Source organism: Blastococcus sp. DSM 46786, from assembly GCF_900109665.1.
GTDB classification, from domain to species: Bacteria; Actinomycetota; Actinomycetes; order Mycobacteriales; family Geodermatophilaceae; genus Blastococcus; species Blastococcus carthaginiensis.
On the sequence record NZ_FOAO01000004.1, the window covers coordinates 205,893 to 224,649 of the forward strand.

Below are 18,757 nucleotides of genomic sequence, written 5' to 3' on the forward strand. Positions count from 1 at the left end.
TTGCGCGTGGCGCTCCTACCGTCCTCGGCATGCGGACGATCGAGCCGAACAGCACGTCGCCGTCGACAGGACTCGCGGCAGGCGCTGCAGGCAGTGCCACGGCACCGGACCCGGCGCCCCCGACCCCGGACGAGATGCGGCGCGCCATGGGCGCCTTCGCCAGCGGCGTCACCGTGGTGACCGGGCACGACGGCCAGGACGCGGTGGGCTTCGCCTGCCAGTCCTTCGCCTCGGTGTCCCTGGAGCCGCCGCTGATCCTGTTCTGCGCCGACCACCGGGGTCAGGCCTGGCCGCGCATCCGAACCTCCGGGAAGTTCTGCGTCAACGTGCTCGCCGAGGACCAGACCGACGTCTGCGGCCGGTTCGGCTCGGCGCGGGGGAAGAAGTACGAGGGCCTGGAGTGGAACCGGTCGCGGTGGGGCGCCCCCGCCCTGCACGACGTCCTCCTCCGGGTGCACTGCGAGGTCTACGACGTGCACGTGGCGGGTGACCACGACGTCGTCATCGGCCGGGTGCTGCACGTGGAGACCGGCCCCGAGACACGACCGATGATCTTCTTCCGGGGCCGATTCGGCGTGGACCCCGAGCCGGAGTTCGCACCACCGGATTGGGGCTGGGGCGACCGCTGGGGATGAGCCCCGGCCGGGGCCGCCCACGGCGCAACGGGCCCCGCAGGCCTCAGAGCCAGTCGCCGTTCTCCCCGGCGGCCAGCAGCCGGTCCAGCGTCTGGGACGACCAGGTGGGGCCGGCGGCCCGCGGAACAGCGCCCGGGACGGGGCGCGGACGGCGACCGCTGTCGAGGTTGGGGTGCAGGGCCACAGCAACCTGACGGGCCGCGTCGACCACCAGCGGGGCCACCTTCTCCAACGGCATCTTCGCGTCGCCGACCAGGGAGATGCTGGCCAGCGGCCCCTCCGGGCCCCGCACGGCGGCGGCCACGCAGGCGATCTCGGGGAAGCACTCCCCCCGTTCGAACGCCAGGCCGCGGCGCTGGCGGATCCGGTTCAGCTCCTGGTGCAGCGTGCTCAGATCGCCGATGGTTCGGCTGGTCAGCCGGCCGATCGCCTGGCCGATCTGGGCGTCGACCTGCTCGGGCTCCAACCACGCCAGCAGCGCCTTGCCCAGCGCGGTGGAATGGGCCGGAGCCCGACCACCGACCCGAGACGGAACGGCGCCGGCGAAACGGCCCCCCACCTTGTCCAGGTAGTACACCGCCGCCCCCTCCAGGACCGCCAGGTGCACGACCATCCCCGTCTTGATCTGCAACTCGTGCAGCAACGGCGCAGCAGCGACCCGGATCTCCTCGAAACCTCCGTCCCGCCCTCCCAGACCCAGCGCCCGCTGGCCCAGCCGGTAGCCGAACGGCGTGTGCTCCAGCCAGCTCAACCGCACCAGCTGATCGAGGATCCGATGCGCGGTGGACCGCGGCAGATGCGTGCGCCGGGCAACGTCTTCCAGGGTCAACCGGGTCGAGCGACCATCGAACGCGTCCAGGATCAGCGTCATCCGCTCGACCATCGACGGCGGGAGCTCCCGCCGCGCGGCGAGGGGAGCGGCAGCGGGGTCGGCGGCGGGCTCGGCGGCGAGAACAGTCATCGGTGACTCCACGCTCCATAACTGCAATGAATTCCTGTTCCGTCGACGGTACCAGCGAGCTGCATCACACGGAACACCACGAGAGCGTGTTCTCAGCACCCGTCCCACCGACAGCTCCCGGTCACCCGGAGCCGGGACGTCCGGCGGAACCAAGGTCGCGCGCGACGACGGGCACGCCGGCCCCGCTCACGGCGCGACCTCATCGGCGGCGGCCCGCTGCACGCCGGGATCCGCTGACCCGGGATCGGTCAGGCCGAGCTCGGCCACCAGCTTCGGGGTCCAGACGACTCGACCGAGGAAGCGCGCGGCCTCCGGGGCTCGGGCGAGCCACAGCACGGCGGCACCGGCGGCCCAGTCGGGCGTCAGCTCGAACCCGGCGCCCGAGATGGCCGAGATGCCGCCCCTGGCGGTACTCGCCTCGGTGACAACGAAACCCGGGTCGAGGTTGAACGCCCGCACGCCGGCACCGTGGTACTCGGCGTTGACCGCGCCGGCCAGCCGACCGAAGGCCGCTTTGGAGGCGGCGTAGGCCAACCCCCAGCCGCCCTCCCCCGGCGACGCCGGCGGATCGGTGGTCGACGACCCCGAGCAGAGATTGACCATCGTGCCGCCGCCGGCCGCCAGCATGGACGGCAGGACGGCCTGCACCAGCACCAGCTGGGCGAGGAAGTTGCCCTCCAGAGTCCGGGCGGCCACTGCGGGGTCGAGGTCGAGCAACCGGTCGTGCCCACCGGCCAGATGGGTGATCGCGTTGTTCACCAGGAGGTCCACCGCCCCCCACTCCTGGTGCACCCGCTCGGCGGCGGCCCGGACGCTGTCGACATCGAGCAGGTCCATCCGCACCGGGAGCGCGCGAACCCCGAGCGCCGTGACCTGGGCCGTGGTCGCCGCCAGGCTGCCGGGGACGGACAGCGGCCCCTGCGCACCCGTGCTGACGCGCGGCCCCACCACGCCCTGCCCCTCCTCCAGGGTGCGAGCGGTGAACGCGACGTCGTAGCCGCCCGCGGCCAGGGCCAGCGCGATCCGCCGGCCGATGCCGCGGCTGGCCCCCGTCACGAGTGCGACCGGCCGCCGGTCGGTCTGGTTGCCCCCCATGCCCGAAGTGTCGCCGGGCAGGAGGCCGAACCGGGAGACGTCCCGGTCACCGGGCACGCGGTCGGTCAGCACCCGGTCGTCGCCCCGCAGCCCCGCCACTCCACGATCCCCACCGGGGGTGCGCAGCTCCCGGCCGAACTCCTCGCGCGAGGGCGAACTGCACGCAACCCGGGCGGTCGGGCCCGGCCGAGGAGTGGTCGGCTCGAGAGCTCGACCGCCCGCCTGGTCAACTGGTGGAGCCGACGGGGCCACCGGCGGAACGGCGATGCAGGAGATGCCGACCGACCGCCGGTGGCGAGCAGGTGCCCGCATCGGAACAATCCACCGACGAACTGGAGGGCTCGCCATGGTCGCCGTCCCACCCACCGACCGCGCCGCACTGTCGGACCTGGTCGCCCGTTACGCCTCGTACGTGGACGGCCGCGATCTCGACGCGGTCGCGGAGCTGTTCACCGACGACGGCGTCCTCGTGCTACCGGACCTCCCGGCGTCGCTGGCTCCGTCGGTGACCCACGAGGGCCGCGCCGGGGTGCGCGCGGCGCTCGCGGCCGTGGCCGGCGTGCCGCAGACCTTCCACGCGATCGTCGGCGAGGTCTACGATGCCGGCCCGTCGGACGACATCCACCGCGGAACGGTGGCCTGCGCGGCCCACCACCTCGACCGTCGCGGTTCCGGCGAGATCACCGACCGGGTCTGGCACCTGCGCTACCGCGACACCTACCGGCGCACCGGCGAGGGGTGGCGCATCGCACGCCGGGAGCTGCACCTCGCCTCGATCGAGAGCCGGCCGGTGCGCTCCTGGGCGGTCGGCGCAGGTGGCGCATGACCGTGCTCGGCGGGCTGCTCGGAACCAGGACCTAGTCGAGGGCCGCCCGAGCGGCGGCGAGCTCCTCGAGGAAGGCGGGCGCCTCCGCCGGGTCGGGGCACCACGCCTGCAGCAGCACGAACAGATCGGTGCCGCCCGCCTCGACGAGCCGGGCTGCGCCACGCAGGGAGGCCTCGATGTCCAGGACGCCGTCGTCGTCGCGTATCGGCCGCGGCGAGACGCGGACCCGCACCGACGCCGGGTCGCGGCCGGCCGCCTCGAGAGCCTCGCGGAGCTTGACCATCCCCTCGGCGACGGCCTTTCCCCCATCGGTCGGTGCCGGGATCCAGCCGCTTCCCCAGCGGACGATGCGGTCGAGGTTGCGCGGGGTGAGCTTGCCGCCGATCCAGAACGGCACGCCACCGGGCTGGAGAGGCCGAGGGTAGGAGTAGATGCCCTGGAAGGAGAGCGTCTCGGACTCGAAGTCCACCGGTCCGCCCCGCCACAGCGCGTGGCAGGCGGCGAGCTGGTCGTCGAGCAGCTGCCCGCGCCGTGCCCAGTCCAGGCCGAGAGCTTCGTACTCCTCCGCCTGCCAGCCGGTCCCGACCCCCAGCACGAGCCGGCCGCCGGTGAGGGCGTCGAGGGTGGCGGCCGTCTTGGCCAGCAGCGCGGGCGGACGCAGCGGTGCGATGAGGATGCCGGTGGCCAGCTGCACCCGCGAGGTCGCCCCGCCGATCGCCGAGAGCACCGTGAGGGGGTCCAGCCAGGCGGCCTCGGGCCCGCCGGGGAAGTTGCCGTACGGATAGCGGTCGAGGTTGTCGCCCATGACCACGTGGTCGACGACGGAGACGCCGTCGAGACCTGCCTCCTCGACCTGCACCGCCAGGTCGACCAGCGTGCGCCAGGGAGCACCGCCGAAGTAGTCACCGTGGTTGGGCAGTCCGACGGTCAGCGGCGGCATGGCAGCTCCTCACTTCGATGGGCGTGTAGCAAGCGCTTGGTGACCGGGCTAGCCTGCCACCATGGACGCGCTCCGGTCCCCGGGTCCTCTGCTCACCGGGATGCGCGCCGTCGTCACCGGTGGCTGCCACGGGATCGGCGGCGCCGTCACGCGGGCGTTCGCGGCGCACGGAGCCGACGTGCTGAGCCTCGACGTCGACGTCTCCGCCCCGCCGGCCACGGACGTGCACGGCGCTGGGCGCATCGAGGTCGTGGAGCTGGACGTGACGGCTCCGTCCGCCGCTCAGCGGGTCGCCGAGCTGACCGAGCCCGACGTCGTCGTGCACAACGTCGGCCACTTCCTGCGCGCGCCGCGGCTGTTCCAGGAGGAGGGCCCGGCCGACTGGGCGGAGATGTTCCGCATCAACGTCGACCACGTGTTCGCGCTGACCGCGACCCTGCTGCCGGGCATGGTGTCCCGCGGCCGGGGCGGCAGCGTGATCACCATGACGACGGTCGAGGCGCACCGGGCCATCCCCGGCCACGCGGTGTACTCCGGGGCGAAGGCGGCGCTGGAGGCCTGGTCACGGTCAATGGCGCTCGAGCACGGGCGCGACGGCATCCGGTTCAACGCGATCGCCCCCGACCTGATCGAGACTCCGCAGGTGCCTTATCACCAGTTGGTCGACGAGGAGGACTGGTGGCGCTGGCGCCTGTGGGCACCACTGGCGCGCCCGGGCACCCCGGAGGACGTCGCCGGGGTCGCGCTGTTCCTGGCCTCGCCGCTGTCGGGGTACGTGACCGGCACGACCTTGCACGTCGACGGCGGCAGCCGCGCGGCCGGCGGCTGGTTCCCCCGCGCGAGCGGTGGCTGGACCAACCGCCCGCGGGACCCGTGAGCCCCCTCCGGAGGGACGCGAAGTAGGCCTGCGCCGCGGCGGCCAGAAGGCGACCGCCAGCATGGGCCGGTCGCCCTCGAGCGCGCGCCCGCCGAGAGCGATGCGGCTGACATCACGGGGACCGAACTCGGTCGACGTCAGATCCGGACCCTCGACGTGGTGGACGGTCGTCCAGCTGTCCCGTCGGGTCTGCCGGACGACCGTCTCCGTGCTTCCTGCGCGGCGCGTCAGCCGATCCAGGCCTCGTCGAACAGGACCATCGACGCCATCGCCCCCTGGACACCGTGGACGTCGTCGCTCCAGACGATCAGCTCGGCCAGCGGGCCCCAATCGAGGAAGGGGACGGTCTCGTTGACCTGCTGCTGGATGGCGTCCATGACGTCCAGCTGCTCCTCGGTGGTCGCGGCGGCCTGGAAGTCCTCGAGCAGAGCGTCCATCTCCGGGCTCGTGGCCATGCCGTAGGTCTGGGTGCCGGAGCTGTGCAGCGTGGGGTACATCTTCGCGAGCGGGTCACCCTCGCGGTAGGCGTTGCCCCAGGCCGCCACGTCGTAGTCGCGGTTGACGGCGATCCGGCTGATCTGGTCGGCGATGGACTGGAGGAGTTCGGTCTCGACGGTAAAACCCACCGCCTCCAGGTTCGCCTGCACTGCGAGGCTGGTGGCCCGGGAGACGGGATCCGACGCGTCGATGTACTCCACGACGCCGTCGTAACCGTCCGCCTTGGCCTCCTCGAGCAGCCGGCGCGCCTCCTCCGGGTCGTAGGGCAGCGCCTCGGTGTCGGTGTGCCACCGCGAGTACTCCGGGAAGAGGGTGGAGCCGGCGAGGCCGTGACCCTCGAACGCACGCTCCTTGATCAGCTGCGGATCGATGGCCATGGCCATCGCCCGCCGCACCCGCGGGTCGGCGCCGGGACGCCCCTCCGTGGCGTTGATCAGCGCGACGTTGGCGGCAGCGACCATGCTCAGATAGCCGGCGCCACCGCCCTCGAGCCACGGGTCGACCTTCTCCGGATCACGCACCAGGACGGCGTCGACGGCGCCGTTCGCCAGGGAGTCCAGGCCCGTCTGCTGGTCGGAGAGGAACACGGAACGGACCTGGTCCAGGTGCGGGCGACCGTCCCAGTAGTCCTCGTTGGCGGCGAGGACCAGGTCCTCCTCCGGCGCCCAGCTCTCCAGGACGAAGGGACCGGCCCCGATCGGCGTGAACGCGTCGCCGGCCGTCGACGATTCCGCCACGATCATGCCGGGGCCGGTGCTTAGGATGCTCGGGAACAGTGCCCACGGCTTGGACAGCCGGTAGACCACGGTGGTCGGGTCAGGCGTCTCGATCGTCCTCACGTTCTCCACCCACAGGGCTGACTCCGGCCCGTTCTCGGCCGCGTAGCGCTCCTGGCTCCACTTCACCGCTGCCGAGTCCAACGGGGTGCCGTCGCTGAAGGTGACTCCCTCGCGAAGGGTCAGCGTGAACTCGGTGCTGTCCGCGTTCCCCGCCAACGACTCGGCCAGTTGCGGCACGAATTCGCGCCCCTCCGCGTCGTAACGCGTCAGCGAGTCGTAGATGTTGATCATCTCGATGCCGCCGGTGGTGCCCGCGGCGATCGTCACCGCCGGGTCGAGCGAGCGCGGTTCGGCGTACGCGGCGTAGTCGAGACTGCCGCCGCTCACCGGCTCGCCGCCGGAGTCCTCCCCGACCATGCCTTCCGCGTAGTCGATGGCCGCCTGGTCCTGGGACTCGCCGGGAACGGGGTCGTCGGCCGATCCGCAACCGGCGAGGAGCCCCGCCGCAATCACCAGAGCGGTGGTCGAGCGCAGCGCGTGGGTCCTGCCTCGCTTCATGTACCTCTCCTGACTCGTGAGCCCCCCCGGACTTCGGGTGGACACGGTGCAGCCCGAGATCGCCCGTCGGTCACATCGGCGAGCCCGCCTGTCACAGTGACACGTCTACCAAGCAAACGCTAGGTTGACAACCATCCGCGATGTCCCCCGGACAACCGGCTCAAGGACGGCGGGGTGGCGGATGGCGGCCGGACTCACCGCAGCCGGACCTGCGTGCGGTTGACCTTCCCGGTGGCGTTGCGGGGCAGCTCCTCGGTGGTCACCCGCCAGCGGGAGGGCACCTTGTACCGGGCGATGCGGTCCAGCAGGTACTCGCGCAGCTCCTCGCCCGCGACCGCCGAGCCGGCCGCGACGACGACGACCGCCGCCACCTCCTCGCCGAGATCGCCGTGGGGGACGCCCAGCACGATGCACTCGCGCACAGCGGGGTGGGTGGTCAGCTGGTTCTCCACCTCGACCGGGTAGACGTTCTCCCCGCCGCGCAGGATCAGGTCCGAGCGCCGGCTGGAGATGTGCAGCCGCCCGTCCACGAAGGTGCCCAGATCGCCGGTGCGGAACCAGCGGTGCGGGGCGGTGGATGCCGCGGTGGCCTCCGGGTTGCGCCAGTACCCGAGCATCATCTGCGCGCCTCGCAGGCACACCTCCCCTTCCGTCCCGTCGGGCACGGGCACGCCGTCGGCGTCGCTGACCTCCACCTGCACGGTGGGCACCGGGCGGCCGACCGAATCCGGGTCGGCGAGCAGCTCGGCGGGGCCGGCGAGGGTCGCGGCGGTCGATGACTCGGTGAGCCCGTAGGTCGTCCCCATGGAGCGGCCGGCCACCGGCAGCACATCGCGGATCCGGTCCTTGAGCCCCGGGGAGGACGGCGCCGAGCCCAGGTTGAAGGTGCGCAGCGAGCTCAGGTCGTAGGCGCCCAACCCGCCGTTGCGGTCGGCGTGCTCGACGATCCGCGCGGCCATGGTGGGCACCGCGCCCCAGTTGGTGACCCGCTCCCGCTCGACCAGCCGCAGCACCCGGTCGACGTCGAAACGCCCCCGGTGGACGACCGCGGTGTCGCCCACCGCCAGCCGCACGACGGCCAGATTGTGCAGGGCGGCGATGTGGAACAGCGGCGTGATCAGCAGGAAGCGGCGGTCGACGAGCGGGGTGCCGAGCTCGGCGGCGACCGCGTCGTTGAGCAGGTGGAACCAGCAGGCGCAGATGACGTTGCGGTGCGAGTGCGTCGCCCCTTTGGGCCGCCCGGTGGTGCCGCTGGTGTAGAGGATCACCGCGGGGTCGTCCTCCGCCACGACGTCCGCGGGCAGCGGTGCGCCGGCGTACTCGGCCACCAGCGCCGGGACGTCGTCCTCGATCGAGAGCACCGGGATCGCCGGTCGGCCGGCGAGGGCGCGGCGAGGCGCGTCGGCCACCAGCAGGACGGGTTCGGAGTGCTCCAACCCGTAGGCGATCTCGGGGCCGGCCCACAGCGAGTTCATCCCGACCGCGACGGCCCCCAGCGCGGTGGCGGCCCAGAAGGTCAGGATCCACTCGGGGTTGTTGGCCGAGCAGATGGCGACCCGGTCGCCTTTGCCCACGCCGAACTCCTCGCGCAGCGCCGAGGCCAGCGCGGCCACGGCATCGAGGTGCTCGCGGAAGGTCAGCCGGCTGTCCTCGGTGACCAGGTACTCCCGGTCCCCGAACCGGGCAGAGGCGCGCAACAGCTGCCCGAGCGACCGCTCCCGGTTGGCGAACACCTCCATCGGTTCCCCGAGCACGTCCTCGGTGCGGATCGCGAATCGTGCCCCGGGGCCGGTCAGGAGGGCGAGGGCGTCGTCCCGGCTGGTCGGGTGGCGGCCGGTCATGTCCGGGGCTCCTCCGTGATCGGGTCGGGGACGACGGGCGGCTCGTCAGCTCGTCGTCCATGCATCTCAACGGACGGTCAGCTGACCGCCGTCGACGTTCCACGACTGCCCGGTGATCCAGGCCGCCTGGTCGCTGGCCAGGAAGACGACGGTGGAGGCGACCTCCTGGGCGGTGCCGACGCGGCCGAGCGGCAGGTTCGCGGTGACGTAGGCGGCCCAGGCGTCGGGCGACCAGTCGTCGAGGCGGCCGGTGTCGGTGACGCCCGGACAGACGGCATTGACCCGGATGCCGTGGGAGCCCAGCTCCTTGGCCATGGAGGAGGTCAGCGACTGGACGCCGGCCTTCGACGCGGAGTAGGCCGCGGTCCGCGGCCCGCTCAGCTTCCCGCCGATGGAGGAGATGTTGATGATGCTGCCGCCCTGGTCCTGCTCGATCAGCCGGCGGCCGAAGGCCCGGCTCATGAGGAAGGTGCCGCGCAGGTTGACCGCGATCGCCTGGTCCCAGATCCCGATGTCGAGTTCGGTGACCGGTACGCGGTCGGCTCCGCGGGAGGCGGCGGCGTTGTTGACCACGACGTCGACGCGGCCGAACTCGGCGAGCGTGGCGGTCAGGAGCTCCTCGACCCCCTCCGGAGAGGCGACATCGCAGATCACGGGCAGCGCACGCCGGCCGAGCGCGCGAACCTCGTCGGCGACCGAGTCGACGTCCCGCCAGCCGGCAGCCTTCTCGTCGTCGGGGTAACGATCCGGATCGCGGCCGGTCCCGGTCAGGACGACGTCGCAGCCGGCGCGGGCCAGCTCGACGGCGATCGCGCGCCCGATCGAGCGCATCCGCCCGGCACCGCTGACCACCGCGATCCGGTCGGCCAGGCCGGTCAGCTCCACGCTCATTCCGGCACCGGGGACAGCTCGACGAACAGCCCGCGGGCCTCGACCGTGCGCTGCCCGTCGTGCTCGATCCAGCCCTCGACGGTGATCTTGCGCCCGTCACGATCGACGATGCGGGAGCCGAGCTCCAGCGGGGCGTCCAGCGGGGTGCGGTGCAGGTACCGCACGGCCAGGGTTCCGGTCACCGCCGGGCGCCCCTGGCCCTGCACCAGGATGCCGAGCATGCAGTCCATGAGCCAGGCGCTCCACCCGCCGTGCAGGGACTCCGGCGGCCCCTCGCAGAGCGCGTTGGCGGTCACCGTGCCCCGGCACTCGGTGGGGCTTCCGAAGCGGATGACCAACGGCAGCCCCATCGGGTTGTGCACGGACATGGGATAGGGCTCGCCGGCGTCTCGCGCCTCGGCCGGGCCGGCGAAGCTCGGACGCAGCACCCGCGGGCGGGTGCGGCCGCCCAGCAGCGCCGTGGCGCGCCCGACCAGCTCCTGGGCCGCCAGCAGGTCGCCGGCCTCCAGGTCGGTCAGCGCAGCGGCCAGCATGAGCTCACGGGCCGCCGCCACCAGGCCGATCGACGCCTGCTGACGCTCCGGCGCGATGTCGGCAACCCGCTCGGCTGCGACCGGTGCGGGCATCGGCTCAAATCCTCTCGATGATGGCGCCGGTGGCCATGGCGCCACCCGCGCACACCGCGACCATGCCGATCGTCCGGTCGGTGCGCTCGAGCTCGTCGAGCACCGTGGCGATGAGCCGGACGCCGGTGGAGCCCACCGGGTGCCCGAGTGCGATGGCCCCGCCGTTGACGTTGAGCCGCTCCGGATCGACCCCGTGCACCTGGGCGAAGGACAGCGGGACCGCCGCGAAGGCCTCGTTGACCTCGAACAGGTCGATGTCGTCGATCTTCATGCCGGTCCGCTCCAGGAGCCGCTCGGCGGCCTGCACCGGGCCGTCGAGCAGGTAGCACGTCTCCGCGCCGATCAGGCACTGGGCCAGGATCCGGGCGCGCGGTCGCAGCCCGAGGCCCCGGGCGCGCTGCTCGTCCATGAGGATCGCAGCGGTGGCGCCGTCGGAGATCTGCGAGGCGGTGCCCGCGGTGTGCAGGCCGCCCTCGAGGATCGGCTTGAGCGTCGCCAGCGCCGCCGCGCTGGTCTCCCGCAGGCCCTCGTCGCGGGTCACGACCTCGCGGTCCGGCCGGGTCACCGGGATGATCTGGCGGTCGAGCCGGCCCTCGTCCCAGGCGCGGCGACCACGCTGCTGCGACTGCAGCCCGAAGGCGTCGAGCTGCTCGCGGGCCAGGTTCCGGCGGCGGGCGATCCGGTCGGCGGCCTCGAACTGGGCCGGCAGGTCGACGTCCCAGTCGGCCGGCCTGGGGCGGCCGTAGTCACCGACCCCGATGTTGGCCAGCAGCGGAACACGCGACATCGCCTCCACGCCGCAGGCGATGCCGGCGTCGATGGTGCCCAGTGCGATCTGGCCGGCGATCAGGTGGACCGACTGCTGCGCGGAACCGCACTGGGCGTCGATGGTGGTCGCGCCCGTGGTCTCCGGCAGGCCGGCGTGCAACCAGGCGGTGCGGACGACGTGACCGGACTGCTCACCGGCCTGGGTGACGCACCCGCCGATGACCTCGCCGATCAGCGCGGGATCGAGACCGACGCGGTCGAGAACGCCCCTCTGGGCGATCCCGAGCAGCTCGGCGGGGTGCAGGTCGGACAGCACGCCGCCGCGCCTTCCGTAGGGCGTCCGTGCTGCGTCGACGATGACGGGGGTGAGCATGGAGATCCTCCGGGACTCGGGACTCTGGGCCGGGACTCGGGGCCGGGGCGGACGCTAACCGCGGCGCGGCGGCCGGCGGCGAGCCGATCCCGCTGAGCGAACCACCGGCTCGGCGGGTGAGAGGAGGATCAGCGCCCGGCGGCGACGGTCACCGCGCACACCGCCGGGACCTCGCGCGCCGCTCCGACGGCCAGCCTCCGCACGGCCGGCCACCGAAGGCTCAGAGCCGGCCGCCGGGGGGTCAGAGCCAGTCGCCGTTCTCGCCGGCGACCAGCAGCCGGTCCAGGGTCTGCGGGGACCAGGTGGCGCCGGCGACGGAGCGGACCGCACGCGGACGGCGGCCGGCTTCCAGGTTGGGGTGCAGTGCGAGCGACACCTGACGAGCCGCGTCGACCACCAGGGGCGCGACCTTCTCCAACGGCATCCGCGCGTCACCGACCAGGGAGATGCTGGCCAGCGGCCCCTCCGGACCCCGGATCGCGGCAGCTACGCAGGAGATGTCCGGGAAGCACTCCCCCCGCTCGAACGCCAGGCCCCGACGCTGGCGGATCCGGTTCAGCTCCTGGTGCAGCGTGCTCAGATCGCCGATGGTGCGGCTGGTCAACCGGCCGATCGCCCGGCCCACCTGCACGTCGACCTGCTCCGGCTCGATCCAGGCCAGCATCGACTTGCCCAGCGCCGTCGAATGAGCCGGAGCCCGACCACCCACCCGGGAGGGGACCGTCCCGGCGAAGCGCCCGCCGACCTTGTCCAGGTAGTAGACCTCGGCCCCTTCCAGCACGGCCAGGTGGACCACCATCCCGGTCTTGATCTGCAGCTCGTGCAGCAACGGCGCGGCCGCAACCCGGATCTCCTCGAAGCCACCGTCGCGGCCGCCCAACCCCAGCGCCCGCCGCCCCAACCGGTACCCGAACGGGGTGTGCTCCAGCCAGCTCAACCGGACCAGCTGATCGAGGATCCGGTGCGCCGTCGACCGCGGGAGGTGCGTGCTCCGGGCGACGTCCTCGAGCGTCAGACGGGTGGAACGGCCATCAAAGGCATCGAGGATCAGCGTCATCCGCTCCACCATCGACGGAGGGAGCTCCGGCCGCCCGGCGGCGGGAGCAGCGGAGTCGGCGGCGGGCTCGGCGGCGAGAACAGTCATCGGTGACTCCACCCTCCAGAACTGGAATGAATTCCGTTTCGTCGAAGCTACCAGCGACGAGCGTGACGCGGAACTCTCGCGCGGCGTGTTCTTCCCTCCCTTCCCGGCCACCGGGAGGGCGCGCCGTGCGCCGCCCCGCCGGCGGTAGCAATGGAGCCGGACGCAGGCCGCCCAGCGCCTGCCCGTGGGAGGAGCGCGCATGCGGATCGGGATCGTCAGCCCGGTGGTGACCCTCGTACCGGGGGCCCACTCCCCGTGGGAACGGAATGCGGGCATCGAGGCGCTCAGCCTGATCGCGGAGGCGGCCGACCGGCTCGGTTTCGCCCACCTCACCTGCAGCGAGCACGTCGCTGTCCCGGTCGACGTCGCAGAAACACGCGGCGCCACGTACTGGGACCCACTGGCCACCTTCGGTCACCTGGCCGCCCGCACCCGGCGGATCCGCTTCGCCACCCAGGTGCTGGTGGTCGGCTACCACCACCCCCTCGAGATCGCCAAGCGCTACGGGACGCTGGACCGGGTCAGCGGGGGGCGGCTCACCCTCGGCCTGGGCGTCGGCAGCCTCGAGGATGAGTTCGCGCTCCTCGGCGTCCCGTTCGCAGGGCGTGGCCCGCGGGCCGACGACGCGATCGCCGCGCTTCGCGCGGCGCTGTCCCGACGCGAGCCGAGCTACGCGGGCGAGTTCTACGACTTCTCCGGCTTCGTGGTGGAGCCGCACGCGCAGCAGGAGCGGGTACCGCTGTGGATCGGCGGGCGGACGCTCACGTCGCTGCGCCGGGCGGTCACCGCCGGCGACGGGTGGGTGCCCTTCGGGCTCTCCTTCGACGAGCTCGCCGACCTGCTGGGTTCCGTCGATGTCCCGTCCGGCTTCGAGGTCGTCCTCTCCGCGGGGCGGCCGCTGGACCCGGCGGGGGACCCCGATCGCACCCGCGAGGCGCTGGACCGGCCCCGGCGGGCCGGTGCCACGACGGTCAACGTCGCGCTGGCCGCCGACTCCGCCGAGCACTACTGCGAGCAGCTCGAGGCCCTGGCCCGGCTGGCCGCCGCCGACGCGGTGCCCGCCCGATGAGCGCCGACCTCGCCGGGCGCCTGGCGCACCTGGAGCAGCGGGTGCAGCAGCTGGAGGACGAGCGTGCGGTGGCGCAGGTGGTCGCGGCCTACGGTCCGCTCGTCGACGGCGGTGACGACGCCCGGGTGGCCGCGCTGTGGGATCCCGACGGGGTCTACGACGTCGACGAGCTGCTCATGACCGGGCGTGCGGAGATCGCCGCCATGGTCCGTTCCCCCGCCCACCAGCGCTGGATCGCCGGGGGCTGCGCGCACGTGGTCGGCCCGCCGCACGTCACGGTGACCGGCGACGACGCGGTTGCGGTCTGCCACTCGCTGATGGTCGTGCACGACGACGGCCGGTTCGTGGTCCGCCGGGCCACCGCCAACCGCTGGCGGCTGCGCCGCGGCGCCGAGGGCTGGCAGGTGGTCGACCGCACCAACCGGGTGCTCGACGGCCGCGCGGAGGCGCCCCGCCTGCTGAGCGCAGGCATCTTCGGCAACGGCTCCCCGGGCGACGAGGCGTGAGCGAGCACGCCGCGATCGAGGCGACGCTGCACGCGGTCGCCTCGGCGCTGGACGAGCGGGACTGGGCCGCGCTCGGAGCGGCGTTCACCGAGGACGCGCACGGCTACGGGGCGGACGGCCGGGCGGCGATCGTCGCCCGTGTCCGGGAGCATCTGGGCGGCTGCGGGTCGTCGCAGCACCTGCTGGGCAACGTGCGGGTGACGGTGGAGGACGGCACCGCCCGGTCGCTGGCCTACGGCCGGGTGTTCCACGTCGGCGCCGACGACCCCCGCGCGTTCTACGAGTGCATGGGCGAGTACCACGACCGCTGGCTGCGGACGCCGGAGGGCTGGCGACTGACCCGCCGGCGCTTCGTCGTCACCATCGAACGCGGTGACCGCGGGGTCCTGCGCCCCGGCTGACGGTCAGTCGAAGTTGGCCTGCCCGCCGTCCAGCGGCACGGTGGCGCCGGTCAGGTACCGCATGGCCGGGCTGACGATCGCGGCGACGGCACGGCCGATGTCGTCCTCGCAGTCGCCGATGTAGCCGAGGGGGATGGTCTTCTGGAACTCCGCCGCCTCCTCGGGATTGGCCTCCACCCAGGAGGCCAGTCCCGGGGAGAGCGCGTGCGGTGCGATCGCGTTGACCCGGATGCCGTCGGGCCCCCACTCGTCGGCGGCCGCCTGGGTCAGCGAGCGCAGCGCCCACTTGGCGCTGGCGTAGGCGCCGAAGGTCGACAGGTCCCAGCGCACGGTCACCGAGCTGACCACGTTGATGATGCTGCCCCGCCGCTCCTTGAGGTGCGGGTGCGCGGCCTTCATGAAGGCGAACGCGGCGAAGGGTCCGCTGACGAACCCGCGCTGGAACTTGCGGTCGTCCATCGACAACAGCGGGCCGTACGCACCGAAGTAGGCGTTGTTCACCTGGATGTCCAGGCCGCCGAAGACGTCGACCACCTGCGCGACGGCGTCGGGGATCGCGGCGGTCTCGGTGACGTCGCACTGGATCGCCTCGGCCTTCACCCCGCGGGCGCGCAGCAGGTCCGCCGTCGTCTCCAACTTGGACGACGTCCTGCCCAGGACGGCGACATGGCACCCCTCGGCAGCCAGCGCGAGCGCGATGCCCTGCCCGACTCCCTGCCCCGCGCCGGTGATCATGGCGACCTTGCCGTCGAGGATGCCCATGCCCGCCCTCTCCCTCCACCCGTCGTGTCGTCCGCCGGCCGGCGTGCGGCCGGTGGCCCGGCCATCCTTCGCGACCGGGTGCCCCATCTCCGAGCGCCGATCCCGCTCATCGGGATCCGCGGGGGTGTCCTCCCGGTGCCGCGGGCCACGGTGGCGCGGTGCAGCAGGAACGACGATGAGCAGCAGTGACGCACACCCCTCCCTCGAGGAGCGGCTGGCCGCCGTCGAGGCCGTGGCGACCATCGAGCGGTTGAAGTACCGCTACTGGCGCGCCTGCGACCGCAAGGACGTGACCGCCTTCCGGGCGTGCTTCGTCGCCTCCGGCGCCGATATCGATTTCGAGCGCGTGGGGCGCTACGACGACGCCGACGGGCTCGCCGACGTCTTCGCGCGCGTGGCGCTGCGCCGCGACGACGCGGGCCGGCACCTGGTCCTCGACATGCACCACGGCCTGCATCCCGACATCACCGTCGTCGACGCGACGTCGGCCACGGGGCGGTGGACGCTGCGCTTCCGGCAACTGGACCTGCGCGCCCGCACGGAGAAGGTCGCCGCGATCGAATACGACGACGCCTACGTCGTGGAGGACGGCGAGTGGCGGATCAGCCGGTGCGTCGCTCGCACGCTGTGGTCGATCACCCGCCCGCTGCCCGACGACGTCCGGATCGAAGAGGGCGTCGCGTGAGCCGGCCGGTGGCGCTGGTCACCGGGGCGAGCCGCGGCGTGGGTCGGGGCATCGCACTCGGCCTGGGCGAGGCGGGGTGGACCGTCTACGTCACCGGCCGCGGGCCCGCGTCCTCCGGCGCTCCGCTGGCCACGACGGCCGAGCAGGTCGTGAACGCCGGCGGGAGCGGGATCGCCGTGGTCTGCGACCACCGGGACGACAAAGCGGTCACCGCCCTCGTCGACCGCTGCGTCGCGGAGCAGGGCCGCCTGGACGTGCTGGTCAACAACGTGTGGGCCGGACCGGCCATCGGCCCGGTGGTGCCGCCGTTCTGGGAGCGCCCGCTCACGGAGTGGGACGATCTCGTCGGGCTCGGCCTGCGGGCGCACTGGGTGGCGAGCACGGCCGCCTGCCGGCACATGGTGGCCCGGGGCTCAGGCCTGGTCGTGAACGTCTCCTCCTTCGGTGCCCGCGGCTACCTGCACTCGGTCCTGTACGGCGTCGCCAAGGCGGGGCTGGACAAGATGACCCACGACATGGCCCGCGAGCTGCTGCCCCACGGCGTGGCCGCGCTCTCGCTGTGGCCGGGGCTCGTCCGGACCGACGCGCTGCTCTCCCGCGGCATCGAGCAGGTCGCCGGGGTGCCGGTGGCCGAGGGCGAGAGCCCGCAGCTGCAGGGGCGGGTGATCCGGGCGCTGGCCGAGGACCCCGACCTGCTGCAGCTGAGCGGTCAGGCCCTGGTGACGGCCGAGGCCGCGATCCGGTACGGCCTCACCGAGCCCGGCGGGCGCACCCCACCGTCCCTGCGACACCTCTTCGGCGGCGGGCCGCTGTTCGGGCCGGTGGCGCCGGTCCGGCGCGAGGGCTGACCGCCGCGCCGGACCGCAGGGGTCAGCTCAGCCGCTCGAGCACCATCGCCATACCCTGGCCACCGGCGGCGCACATCGTCTCCAGTCCGATCGCCCCGTCGCGGGAGCGCAGCCCGTTGAGCAGGGTGACGGTCAGCCGGGCGCCGGTCTGGCCGAACGGGTGGCCGACGGCGATGGCGCCACCGTGCGGGTTCACCTTCTCGACGTCCAGGCCGAGGTCGTCGATCGAGGGCAGGACCTGCGCGGCGAACGCCTCGTTGATCTCGCAGACGTCGATGTCGGCAGCGGTCATGCCGGCCAGCGCCAGGGCGCGGCGGGAAGCCTCGACCGGGCCCAGTCCCATGATCTCCGGCGACAGGGCGCTGACCCCGGTGGAGACGATGCGGGCCAGCGGCGCGATGCCGAGCTCCCGCGCACGGGTTTCGCTCATCAGCACCAGAGCGGCCGCGCCGTCGTTGAGGGGGCAGCAGTTGCCGGCGGTGACTGTGCCGTCCTCGCGGAACACCGGCTTCAGCGACGACAGCGCCTCCAGCGTCACGCCGGCGCGCGGGGTGTCGTCGGCGTCGACGACCGTGCCGTCGGGCGCCGTGACCGGGGTGATCTCGCGGGCGTAGAACCCGTCGGCGATCGCCTTCTCCGCCCGGTTCTGGCTCAGCAGCGCGAACTCGTCCTGCGCCCGGCGGGTCACCCCGCGCAGCTGCGCCACGTTCTCCGCCGTCTGCCCCATGGCGATGTAGGGGTCGGGCAGCAGGCCGGCCAGCCGGGGGTCCGACCAGTCACCGATCCGTTCCGCCGAGTCGGAGAACCGCGGGTTGCGGGTGCCGGGCATCCCGTCCGACTTGCCGAACGTGTACCTCGAGACCATCTCCACGCCGGCGGAGACGACGACCTGCGCCTCTCCGGCACGGATCGCGTGCACCGCCATGCGGGTGCTCTGCAACGACGAGGCGCAGTAGCGCTGCACCGTCGTCCCCGGCACCCCGTCCTGCCCGAGCAGCAGCGCGGTGATCCGGCCGAGACCGTACCCCTGCTCCCCCGCCGGCTGCCCGCAGCCCAGGACCAGGTCGTCGATCTGGGCCGGGTCGAGCGCGGGCACCTGGTCCAGCGCGGCCTGCACGATCGACGCGGCGAGGTCGTCGGCGCGCAGCTCGCGCAGCGACCCCTTGAACGCGCGGCCGATCGGCGACCGGGCCGCGGCGACGAGCACTGCTTCGGGCATGCGGAGTTCTCCTTCGTCGTCCCACCCATCGGGCGGAGGCACCGGCAACGCGTCCGGGCCGGAGGCTAGGGCGTGTCTCCTAACCCGGTGACCTCGGGGGCGGCAGGCTGACAGGGTGTCTCGGATGGTGTCGCTGTCGGATGGGGCCTGGGCCCTGGTGGAGCCGTTGATGCCGGCGGCGTCGGGAAAGGGCGGCCGGCCGTTCGCCGATCACCGGCGCACGGTCGAGGGGATCATCTGGCGGTACCGGACGGGGACACCGTGGCGGGATCTGCCGGCGGAGTTCGGGCCGTGGCAGACGGTGTGGAAGCGGCATCGCCGCTTCGCCGCTGACGGCACCTGGGACCGGGTGCATGCGGCCCTGTTGGCCGATGCCGACGCTGCCGGGCTGATCGACTGGAATGTGTCGGTGGACTCCACGATCAACCGCGCGCACCAGCACGCGACGAACACCA

At 73.1% G+C, this 18,757-nt stretch carries 20 protein-coding genes; 9 read left to right on the top strand and 11 right to left on the bottom strand.

The features are described from left to right. The first annotated feature begins 134 nt into the window (after window positions 1–134). Window positions 135–635, top strand: coding sequence for a flavin reductase family protein (locus BMW62_RS05660; protein ID WP_091929863.1), 501 nt, complete (start codon window positions 135–137; stop codon window positions 633–635). A 43-nt stretch (window positions 636–678) separates the two neighbouring features. Here BMW62_RS05660 and BMW62_RS05665 read toward each other — a convergent pair whose 3' ends face one another. Both BMW62_RS05665 and BMW62_RS05670 read right to left on the bottom strand, forming a co-directional pair. After that, window positions 679–1,596 carry an IclR family transcriptional regulator gene (locus BMW62_RS05665; RefSeq protein ID WP_091929864.1) on the bottom strand — a complete coding sequence of 306 codons (918 nt, stop codon included), beginning with the start codon at window positions 1,594–1,596 and terminating at the stop codon, window positions 679–681. A gap of 186 nt (window positions 1,597–1,782) precedes the next feature. Continuing rightward, window positions 1,783–2,790: an SDR family NAD(P)-dependent oxidoreductase gene (locus BMW62_RS05670; RefSeq protein ID WP_211434995.1), complete on the bottom strand. Its 1,008-nt coding sequence runs from the start codon at window positions 2,788–2,790 to the stop codon at window positions 1,783–1,785. 247 nt (window positions 2,791–3,037) lie between these two features. Here BMW62_RS05670 and BMW62_RS05675 point away from each other — a divergent pair, with 247 nt between their 5' ends. After that, the gene (locus tag BMW62_RS05675) at window positions 3,038–3,517 is read left to right on the top strand and encodes a nuclear transport factor 2 family protein (RefSeq protein ID WP_091929865.1); all 480 of its coding nucleotides are present in this window, start codon (window positions 3,038–3,040) and stop codon (window positions 3,515–3,517) included. A gap of 31 nt (window positions 3,518–3,548) precedes the next feature. On the opposite strand, the gene BMW62_RS05680 is transcribed toward BMW62_RS05675, so the two are convergent. Further along, window positions 3,549–4,457, bottom strand: a complete 909-nt coding sequence (locus tag BMW62_RS05680; protein WP_091929866.1) for a TIGR03619 family F420-dependent LLM class oxidoreductase — start codon at window positions 4,455–4,457, stop codon at window positions 3,549–3,551. A 61-nt stretch (window positions 4,458–4,518) separates the two neighbouring features. Here BMW62_RS05680 and BMW62_RS05685 point away from each other — a divergent pair, with 61 nt between their 5' ends. Beyond that, complete coding sequence (locus tag BMW62_RS05685) at window positions 4,519–5,334, top strand: SDR family NAD(P)-dependent oxidoreductase (RefSeq protein WP_091929867.1); 816 nt, start codon at window positions 4,519–4,521, stop codon at window positions 5,332–5,334. A gap of 227 nt (window positions 5,335–5,561) precedes the next feature. On the opposite strand, the gene BMW62_RS05690 is transcribed toward BMW62_RS05685, so the two are convergent. The 6 genes from BMW62_RS05690 to BMW62_RS05715 all read right to left on the bottom strand — a co-directional run bounded on the left by BMW62_RS05690 (window position 5,562) and on the right by BMW62_RS05715 (window position 12,812). Then, on the bottom strand, window positions 5,562–7,169 hold the full coding sequence (locus tag BMW62_RS05690; protein WP_091929868.1) for an ABC transporter substrate-binding protein: 1,608 nt from the start codon (window positions 7,167–7,169) through the stop codon (window positions 5,562–5,564). A gap of 194 nt (window positions 7,170–7,363) precedes the next feature. Beyond that, entirely contained in the window at window positions 7,364–9,010 is a 1,647-nt protein-coding gene (locus BMW62_RS05695; protein WP_091929869.1) for a steroid-24-oyl-CoA synthetase, read from the bottom strand. A gap of 66 nt (window positions 9,011–9,076) precedes the next feature. Further along, window positions 9,077–9,901: an SDR family NAD(P)-dependent oxidoreductase gene (locus BMW62_RS05700; protein WP_091929870.1), complete on the bottom strand. Its 825-nt coding sequence runs from the start codon at window positions 9,899–9,901 to the stop codon at window positions 9,077–9,079. Further along, entirely contained in the window at window positions 9,898–10,527 is a 630-nt protein-coding gene (locus BMW62_RS05705) for a PaaI family thioesterase (protein WP_091929871.1), read from the bottom strand. Before BMW62_RS05705 ends, BMW62_RS05700 begins: the two co-directional genes overlap by 4 nt. 4 nt (window positions 10,528–10,531) lie before the next feature. Then, window positions 10,532–11,668 (bottom strand): steroid 3-ketoacyl-CoA thiolase, encoded by a 1,137-nt coding sequence (locus BMW62_RS05710; protein WP_091929872.1) that lies wholly within the window; start codon window positions 11,666–11,668, stop codon window positions 10,532–10,534. Between the two features lie 241 nt (window positions 11,669–11,909). Further along, complete coding sequence (locus BMW62_RS05715) at window positions 11,910–12,812, bottom strand: IclR family transcriptional regulator (protein WP_091929873.1); 903 nt, start codon at window positions 12,810–12,812, stop codon at window positions 11,910–11,912. A 199-nt stretch (window positions 12,813–13,011) separates the two neighbouring features. Here BMW62_RS05715 and BMW62_RS05720 point away from each other — a divergent pair, with 199 nt between their 5' ends. The 3 genes from BMW62_RS05720 to BMW62_RS05730 are packed head-to-tail and all read left to right on the top strand — an operon-like array spanning window position 13,012 to window position 14,788. Further along, entirely contained in the window at window positions 13,012–13,881 is an 870-nt protein-coding gene (locus BMW62_RS05720; protein WP_091929874.1) for an LLM class F420-dependent oxidoreductase, read from the top strand. Beyond that, a complete protein-coding gene (locus BMW62_RS05725; protein ID WP_091929875.1) occupies window positions 13,878–14,387 on the top strand; it encodes a nuclear transport factor 2 family protein in 510 nt (169 codons plus the stop codon). Before BMW62_RS05720 ends, BMW62_RS05725 begins: the two co-directional genes overlap by 4 nt. Further along, complete coding sequence (locus BMW62_RS05730; protein ID WP_091929876.1) at window positions 14,384–14,788, top strand: nuclear transport factor 2 family protein; 405 nt, start codon at window positions 14,384–14,386, stop codon at window positions 14,786–14,788. Before BMW62_RS05725 ends, BMW62_RS05730 begins: the two co-directional genes overlap by 4 nt. A gap of 3 nt (window positions 14,789–14,791) precedes the next feature. Here the strand turns inward: BMW62_RS05730 and BMW62_RS05735 are convergent, their stop codons facing one another. Beyond that, complete coding sequence (locus BMW62_RS05735; protein ID WP_091929877.1) at window positions 14,792–15,550, bottom strand: SDR family NAD(P)-dependent oxidoreductase; 759 nt, start codon at window positions 15,548–15,550, stop codon at window positions 14,792–14,794. Between the two features lie 175 nt (window positions 15,551–15,725). Here BMW62_RS05735 and BMW62_RS05740 point away from each other — a divergent pair, with 175 nt between their 5' ends. Both BMW62_RS05740 and BMW62_RS05745 read left to right on the top strand, forming a co-directional pair. Beyond that, window positions 15,726–16,235, top strand: coding sequence for a nuclear transport factor 2 family protein (locus BMW62_RS05740; protein WP_091929878.1), 510 nt, complete (start codon window positions 15,726–15,728; stop codon window positions 16,233–16,235). Further along, window positions 16,232–17,083 carry an SDR family NAD(P)-dependent oxidoreductase gene (locus BMW62_RS05745; protein WP_091929879.1) on the top strand — a complete coding sequence of 284 codons (852 nt, stop codon included), beginning with the start codon at window positions 16,232–16,234 and terminating at the stop codon, window positions 17,081–17,083. The genes BMW62_RS05740 and BMW62_RS05745 overlap by 4 nt, the downstream gene beginning before the upstream one ends. Before the next feature lie 22 nt (window positions 17,084–17,105). Here BMW62_RS05745 and BMW62_RS05750 read toward each other — a convergent pair whose 3' ends face one another. Beyond that, window positions 17,106–18,302 carry an acetyl-CoA C-acetyltransferase gene (locus BMW62_RS05750; protein WP_091929880.1) on the bottom strand — a complete coding sequence of 399 codons (1,197 nt, stop codon included), beginning with the start codon at window positions 18,300–18,302 and terminating at the stop codon, window positions 17,106–17,108. Between the two features lie 115 nt (window positions 18,303–18,417). Here BMW62_RS05750 and BMW62_RS05755 point away from each other — a divergent pair. Beyond that, on the top strand, window positions 18,418–18,757 hold a 340-nt coding region (locus BMW62_RS05755), incomplete at its 3' end, for an IS5 family transposase (protein WP_244523859.1).